Origin of the sequence: Streptomyces sp. NPDC060028 (genome assembly GCF_042736725.1) — a bacterium.
GTDB lineage: Bacteria > Actinomycetota > Actinomycetes > Streptomycetales > Streptomycetaceae > Streptomyces.
On sequence record NZ_JBHWVJ010000148.1, the window covers coordinates 1 to 6,924 of the forward strand.

The 6,924-nt window shown below is 67.5% G+C and carries 8 protein-coding genes; 6 read left to right on the forward strand and 2 right to left on the reverse strand.

The window, feature by feature from the left end; all coding sequences use genetic code 11:
- The 3 genes from ACFWBF_RS36475 to ACFWBF_RS36485 all read left to right on the forward strand — a co-directional run.
- Window positions 1-1,516: hypothetical protein (locus ACFWBF_RS36475; RefSeq protein ID WP_385609145.1), on the forward strand; the 1,516-nt coding region annotated here is incomplete at its 5' end.
- Between the two features lie 74 nt (window positions 1,517-1,590).
- Window positions 1,591-3,621: an integrase gene (locus ACFWBF_RS36480; protein WP_385609146.1), complete on the forward strand. Its 2,031-nt coding sequence runs from the start codon at window positions 1,591-1,593 to the stop codon at window positions 3,619-3,621.
- Entirely contained in the window at window positions 3,618-4,076 is a 459-nt protein-coding gene (locus ACFWBF_RS36485) for a hypothetical protein (RefSeq protein WP_385609147.1), read from the forward strand. The genes ACFWBF_RS36480 and ACFWBF_RS36485 overlap by 4 nt, the downstream gene beginning before the upstream one ends.
- A gap of 87 nt (window positions 4,077-4,163) precedes the next feature.
- On the opposite strand, the gene ACFWBF_RS36490 is transcribed toward ACFWBF_RS36485, so the two are convergent.
- Window positions 4,164-4,412 carry a hypothetical protein gene (locus ACFWBF_RS36490; protein ID WP_385609148.1) on the reverse strand — a complete coding sequence of 83 codons (249 nt, stop codon included), beginning with the start codon at window positions 4,410-4,412 and terminating at the stop codon, window positions 4,164-4,166.
- Between the two features lie 324 nt (window positions 4,413-4,736).
- On the opposite strand from ACFWBF_RS36490, the gene ACFWBF_RS36495 reads away from it, so the two are divergent.
- Together ACFWBF_RS36495 and ACFWBF_RS36500 are read left to right on the forward strand one after the other, a co-directional pair.
- Window positions 4,737-4,865 carry a hypothetical protein gene (locus ACFWBF_RS36495; protein ID WP_385609149.1) on the forward strand — a complete coding sequence of 43 codons (129 nt, stop codon included), beginning with the start codon at window positions 4,737-4,739 and terminating at the stop codon, window positions 4,863-4,865.
- A gap of 505 nt (window positions 4,866-5,370) precedes the next feature.
- The gene (locus tag ACFWBF_RS36500) at window positions 5,371-6,009 is read left to right on the forward strand and encodes a transposase family protein (RefSeq protein ID WP_385609153.1); all 639 of its coding nucleotides are present in this window, start codon (window positions 5,371-5,373) and stop codon (window positions 6,007-6,009) included.
- 86 nt (window positions 6,010-6,095) lie between these two features.
- On the opposite strand, the gene ACFWBF_RS36505 is transcribed toward ACFWBF_RS36500, so the two are convergent.
- Complete coding sequence (locus tag ACFWBF_RS36505) at window positions 6,096-6,482, reverse strand: transposase (RefSeq protein ID WP_385609154.1); 387 nt, start codon at window positions 6,480-6,482, stop codon at window positions 6,096-6,098.
- Between the two features lie 115 nt (window positions 6,483-6,597).
- On the opposite strand from ACFWBF_RS36505, the gene ACFWBF_RS36510 reads away from it, so the two are divergent.
- A partial coding sequence (locus ACFWBF_RS36510) for a hypothetical protein (RefSeq protein ID WP_385609150.1) occupies window positions 6,598-6,924 on the forward strand: 327 nt, incomplete at its 3' end.

Sequence of the window (6,924 nt, forward strand, 5' to 3'; positions counted from 1 at the left end):
GCGACTGCCCCCTGCCCAGGGCAACTCAAAGATCATTTACGGGACAACCCTTAGGTTCGCCCGCGGCCGTTGCTTGACACCGTGGGGGGATACCTCGGAGCGGGACGAGTTCAGCCGGGCCGACAAGCGGGCGTTGGTCAAGGCCGCGTGGCAGGAGGTGCACGCCGTGGAGAAGCGGCTCGCCGATGGCTGGGCTCTGGCGGCGCAGGGCGGGCATCCGGATGACGGGGACTGGCTCCATGTGCCGGATCTGCTGTGGGGGCTGTCGCGGGGAGTGATCGAGCCACGGCAGATCGGAGACGTGCTCCCCACGCTCACCGCGCAGTGGCCCGATGCGTTGCGCGAGATGGTGCTCAGAGCGGACGGAACGGTAGCGAAGCGTCGGGCCAGACGGGATGTGATTCTGCGGCTGCTCGCGCGCCTGTACCCCACGAATCTCGATCTTCACGCCTTCCGGGTCCTGCTGATGGACGCCACCGGGCACGCCTCGGAGGAGGTCACAGGCTTCGGCGCGCAGGACATCGAGTTCCTCCCCAAGGGTGTACGCCTGACACTGGTAAAGGACCGCGCTTCGCGGGTACGCCATCGCGCCTTCCGGGACGCCTGCGAGCCCCGGAACGCCGATCAAGTTGAGGTGACGGCGAGCGAGTTGCTTGATGGGCCGCGCCGAGAGGTGAGCGCGATCGTGCGCCGGCTGCTGGCGGTCACGGAGAAGGTCCGGGAGCGGTGCCCGGAGGTGAGCGACACCCTGTTCGTCCGTCCTTCACTTGTGTACTACGACCTGCGCTTCGGCCGCTGGAATTCCAATATGCAGGGCCAACGTTTCACCGACTGGCTTCATGCGGTCGGCGTCACGGTCGACGGTGAGGCCCATATCGGGCGGCTGCGGAAGTCCACCAAGGTCGAGAAGGCCATCGTCTCCGGCGGCCGGATCAGCGTCGCCGCCGACGACCACCTCGAGGAGACCTTCGCCGGGTACTACGCCCAGGGCACCACGCTGCGGATCCTGTCCGGCAAGGTGATCACCACAGCCCAGGACCACTGGTTCCAGCAGGCGGTGCAGGGGCCGACCCTGATCTCGTCCGACGCGGCCGAGATCGCCGAAGACAGCGAACGGCTGCAGGCACTTGGGCTGGACAAGGAGCAGGCGGACGGCATTGTCCAGGGCGAGCTCGACATGGGCGTCTCGCACTGCAAGAATCCGTGGGATTCGCCCTTCAGCCCGCCCGGCGAGTTGTGCGCCGTGGCGCCGTTGCGCTGCCTGGAGTGCCGCAACGCGTGGCTGCTGCCCAGCCAGCTGCCGCAGCTGATGCTGTTCGCCAAGCACCTGGAGACGGTGCGCCAGCGGCTTGACCCGAAGACGTTCACCCGGCTGTGGGGCCAGTCCTACATCAACCTCCGAGTTGCCATGGACGAGCGCACCGAGGAAGAGAAGGTCCTCGCCCGGAAGCACATCACCGCGGGTGAGGTCTCACTCGACCTCCCGCTGGCCGCACGTGTGGAGTTCGACGCATGATCATCCCGCGTTCCCGGGAGAGCGCCCGGTCCCTGTTCCGCCCGGACGAGCCCGTTGTCCAGAGTCACCCTCTGATGCCTGCGGCTCGCCGATCGCAGGTCCGCATGCCGCTGTTCGGCGACAGCGAGTTCATGGACTTCAACGGTGTCGTGCGCCGGCCCGCCAACCGCAACCGCTCGTGGTGGAAGATCCGCCTGGTCGGCGTGCTCGCCGATGAGCCCTGGAATCTCCTCGCCCGCGAAATGATCATAATTCTGGCGAACCCCGGCCACGAGGCACTCCAGGCTGCAGGGCTTCACCTCGGCTTCGACCCATGGGACATCGGCAGCATCAACCTGGAGATCAGCTGCCTGCGCGGTGTGATCACCTGGGCCCGCGAGGACGGCCTTCCCGAGGACCCCTCCCGCTGGAGTGAGGCCGATCTGCGCCGACGCATCAAGGCACTGAAGAGGGAAGTGAAACCGAGGACGATGACGAGGCATGTGAGCTTCGTCCAGCGGATGGCGACGCTCTCCCCGGCGCTCAGCTGCGGCTGGCCGGGTGTCAACCCGTGGCCGGGCAAACCCTCGGGACAGGTGGCCAAAGACGTGCGCGATGGCACCCTGTCCACGAAAGCGATTCCGCCCGACATGTGGTTTGCGCTGGTCCGTGCCGCATGGACGTACATCCACGTCTTCGCCCCGGACATCTTCCGCGCACTGGACATGCTCAAGGAACTGCGCCGTGCCGCAAGGCTCTCGGCCGATGCCCGCGACAAGGACGGGGAATTGAAAGCCTGGCTCGCCGACCCGGCGAACAAGGTGCCCTGCCACCACGACCCGCACGCGGTCGAGGGGCAGCCGCCCGAGGTCTACTGGGTGATGCTGACGCTGCTGCTGGGAGTGAAGGAGAAGCAGAGCAGCTCGTTCTTCGGGACGTACTGCGCGGCGGGCCGACGGCGGCGAGAAAAGGTCCAGCGGGCGGTGGCCGACGGCCGGTACGCCTTCGGCCTGCCCGTGGAACTGACCCAGGTGACCCGCCCGGACGGCAGCCGCGGCCCTTGGCACCCCGGTTTCGACATCTACGAGCTGTCCCGTCTGCCAACGATCCTGCGGGATGCCGCCTTCGTGCTGGTGGCGGCCTTGTCGATGATGCGAAGCTCCGAACTGCAAGAGATCGTCCGGGGCAGCGTCGTCGAGCACTACAACGCACCCGCCGTCGCCTCCACCCTCGTCAAGGGGCGTCCCGGGCGACCGCGCAAGCACTGGTGGATCAGCGAGCCGGTCGCCGAGGCCATCGCGGTCGCCGAGGCCGTCTCCCCCCACCCCCTGCGGGTCTTCGCCCCGCTCACGCCCAAGGCTGTCAACGAAGAGCTCGACGGCGGTGCCATGGTCGACTCGTTCATCACGTTCGTCAACGCCGGCCTCACCTGGTCCGGGCTGACTGCGATCCCCGACGGCAAGGCCCGACCCCACATGTTCCGCCGCACGATGGCCATGCTCACCGACCAGTTCGCCGGCTCCGAAATCGCGCTGGGCATGCAGCTCAAGCACATCGCCGCCCGCGCCCTGGCCAACCGCGCCACCCGCGGCTACACCGCACCTGACTCCGCCTGGGCCAAGCACCTTCAAGACACGGTCCACGCCGCCCGGTTCCGCCGGCTCAAGGACCTGTACGGGGCCCACTCCCAAAGCCAGGAGATCGGCTTCGGCCCCGGAGCCGAACGCCTCAAGGGCGTCTTCGACCAGATCGCGGCCAGCGTCAAGGCCCGCCACGGAGACGCCCGCGTCGAAGACGACCTCCTACGCAAAGCCCGGATCACCATCCGCTTCGGAGCACTCAACAACTGCCTGTTCGACGAACGAAACCCGACCGGCGCCGTGTGCCTGGAGAACGCCATCATCCCCGAAGGGCATATCGGCCCGCTGGAAGACCGCTGTCGGCCTGACCGCTGCCCCAACAGCATGATCGGCACCGAGCACGCCCCGTTCTACGACGCACACCACCGCACCCAGCTCAAGCTCCTCAAGACCCCGGGCCTGCCCGCCTGCCGCAAAGCCCTGATCGCCAGGGAAGCCGAACGCGCCGAAGCGGTTCTCGACAAGATCCGAGGCACCACCACATGACCGCCAGCAGCCGTATGACCTGCGACGGTGTCGCGCCCGACACCGCGAAGGCACTGAGGGCCGCCATGCAGCGACTGTTCGCCGGAAAGCCACAGCGCACCGACGGACGGCTCACCAAGGAGAACCTCTGGAGAGAAGCCCAGGTCAGCCGGGCCACCATGAACCGCGCTCGGCCGATCCTCACCGAATGGGATGCCCGCATCGCCGAGCAGGGCAAGACCACGGCCGGAGAGGCCCGCAGAGACGAGGAGGTCAGCAAGTTACGCAAGAAGCTGGCCGACAAGACCCGAACATGCGCGCTCCTGGAGAAACGGCTCAAGGCCGCAGCCACCGCCATCGCGGCCTTACACCACGACAACTGTGCCCTGCGCGATGAGATCGGCCGACAGCAGGGCACCAACGTCGTCGCGCTCGGTGGACGCCGGAACAGACCCGATAGCGATCCCCTCATGTGACGTCGCTCCCGGGGACGGGGCTACTCGCCGTGCTGGGAGGGCTAACGTCGAGGGCATAGCTGATGAATCGGGAGGACGAGATGCGGATCACGGCAGGCGCGGCCCTGCGGGGAGTCCACCGGTGCACAGGCCAGCTGCGGGTCGCGGACCGAGATCCCGTACTGGCGCATAGCGCCGTCTGATCACGCGGTCGAGCCGGTCCATCAGCTCCGGCAGGAGGGGCGTCAGGCGTGCGCGCTCGATGTTCAAGGTCAGTAGCCCCACCCGACTGGAGATGTCGAAGCCGACCCCTCCCGGGGACACGACGCCGTCGCCGGTGACGTCGGTGGCGGCCACGCCGCCGATCGGGAAGCCGAACCCCCAGTGAGGATGCGGGGATGCAAGAGCTGGAACAGATCACGGCTCGCCGCAGTGAACTGGACGCGCTCGCCGAGAAGCTGGCCAAGCAGCTTCGCGAGGTCAAGGCCGAGCGGGAGGAACTCGTGGTCGCCGAGCGGGTCCTGGTTGGGCTGGCCGAGCAGGGCCGGGCCGCGACGGAGGCGCCGCGGCCATCGCCCCGGCTCCCGCCCGGGTGGCGGGGCGGGCGGTGCTGCTGGTCCCGCACCGCGGGAAAACTCCCGACGAGGCCGCCTTGCCTGGCGACTCCGCACGATCCTGGCGGTGGTCCGGGCCGCCGACGGCCCGGTGCAGGTCAAGGGTGTCGGCGAGGAGCGGGGCCTGGAGGTGACGGCTCGTGGCAAGCCGGAAGCGCTGCGCGCGAAGTTGACCAAACTCGCCGACCGCGGCTGACTGCATAAACGACCCGCCGGGGAGTTCGCCTCACGCCCGTAGCCGCGCGAGGCGGGTACGGAAGCGGCGTAACCAGCGCGCCCCCGGCAGCAGTTGAGTTTGGTGTGAAGAAGGACAACCACGCCGCTGAGGGCCCTGACGGCCTTGTCTAACGAGCTCGTGCATGGTTGGCGGTGCGACGCTGGAGCTTGATCCCTGATCATGTTCGTGTGCTGGGGAATGAGGCTCGTGCAGCGATCGTCAGTGACCGGCGGATCACAGGACTGCAGGCCGAGGTGATCGCGGAACTCGTCGCCGAGGTGGGTCCGTTATGGCATGAACGGCATCAGGCGGGCCTGGAGTCCAGGCCGCGAAAGCGGGCCGTCGGGGCCGGCGCAAAGCATCGGCTGGTCTTCATCGACCGGCTCCTGGCCACGCTCGTCCATCTCCGCACGCAACCACTCATGACGTGCTGGCCTGCTGGTTCGGCGTCGACCGTTCCACGGTCACCCGGGCGATCGGCGAGGTGCGGCCGCTGCTCGCCGAGCGGGGCTGCACCGTCGCCACCGGCATCCGGCTCCGCACCCTGGCCCAGGTCATCGACCACCTCGGCGCCAGCGGAGAGACCGCAATCATCGACGGCACCGAGATCCGAGTCCGGCGGCCAGACGCAGGCCACAGGGACCGGGAGAAGTTCATCTCCGGCAAGAACAAGCAGAACGCCGTGAAGACCATGGTCCTCACCGACTCTGCTGGCAGGGTGTTGTTCTGCAGTCCAGCCCAGCCGGCAAGCTGTGCCGACATCACCCATGCCCGGCAGTTGGGCCTGGTCAAGCACCTGGTCAACGGCCCGGCCGTGGAGGTTCTCGCTGACGCCGGCTATCAGGGGCTGGGTGCTCAGACCGGTGGCCGTGTCGTGACGCCACCGCACCGCAAGTTCAAGAAGAACCCGCCAGAGTGGTACGAGGAGATCTACGAGCGTCAGCGCAAGGCGCATTCCTCACGGCGTATCCGCGTCGAGCACGGCATCGCACACCTCAAGAACTGGCGAGCCCTCGCCCGGCACCTGGGCCGACGCGAGCACATGAGCGACACGATCCAAGCCGTCGCCGGACTCCTTTCACACCAGCAGACCGTCACCCGCGGGACCAGTCAGCGACAGTGAGCACCCGGCCGATCTGCACCTTTCGACGGGTCACCGCCAACCATGCACGAGCTCGTTACTCTAGCGGTCTGTTGCGAAAATGCTGGTCACAGCCACTCGTTGATGGCTGCGACCAGCACCGTTGCCTCGTACCGGACGGCGAGATTGTCGTACCTCGTAGCCACCGCGCGGTGCCGCTTGAGTCGGTTGATGCCGCACTCGACGGCATGGCGTTGTTTGTAGTCTTCCTTGTCGAACGCCGGGGGTCGGCCGCCTCGGGAACCGAGCTTCTTGCGGTTGCGGATCTGGTCGGACTTCTCCGGGATCGTGCATATGATCCGGCGTTTACGCAGGTAGGCGCGGTTGACCCGGGAACCGTAGGCCTTGTCGCCCCGGACTCTGGCGGGTCCGGGGCGGGCAACCCGGACTTTGTGACATCGTTGACGTTCGCCGCGGTCGTGATGACTTTGAGCGGGGTGCCGCGTCCGTCGCAGATCAGATGGTGTTTGCTGCCCGTCTTCCGCCGGTCGACCGGCGACGGACCGGTGTCGGCTCCCCCGTTACCGTCTTCGTGGCCCTGCAACGGGGCTCCCGGCCTTCGACCTGTCGGTGAACCTTGTCAGCAATGGGCGAACGGCCGAAGCGGTGGAACCGGCCCAGGCAGCAGTCGACCTGCTGGCCGGGTTCACCCCACCACCGGCTGTCCGAACCGAATACCTGGCGACGCTCGCCTCGGCACGCCACGAATTGGTGCTCCGCCTCATGGCAGCCGGCCGGATGGACGAGGCAATGCCGCAGGCCAAGAAAGCAGTTCAGGCCTACCGTCAGGCTGCAGCCGCCGCAGATGCCGACGTGATGTGGGCCGCTAACCAACTGCGCGTCCTGTCGGTGAACCTTGTCAGCAATGGGCGAACGGCCGAAGCGGTGGAACCGGCC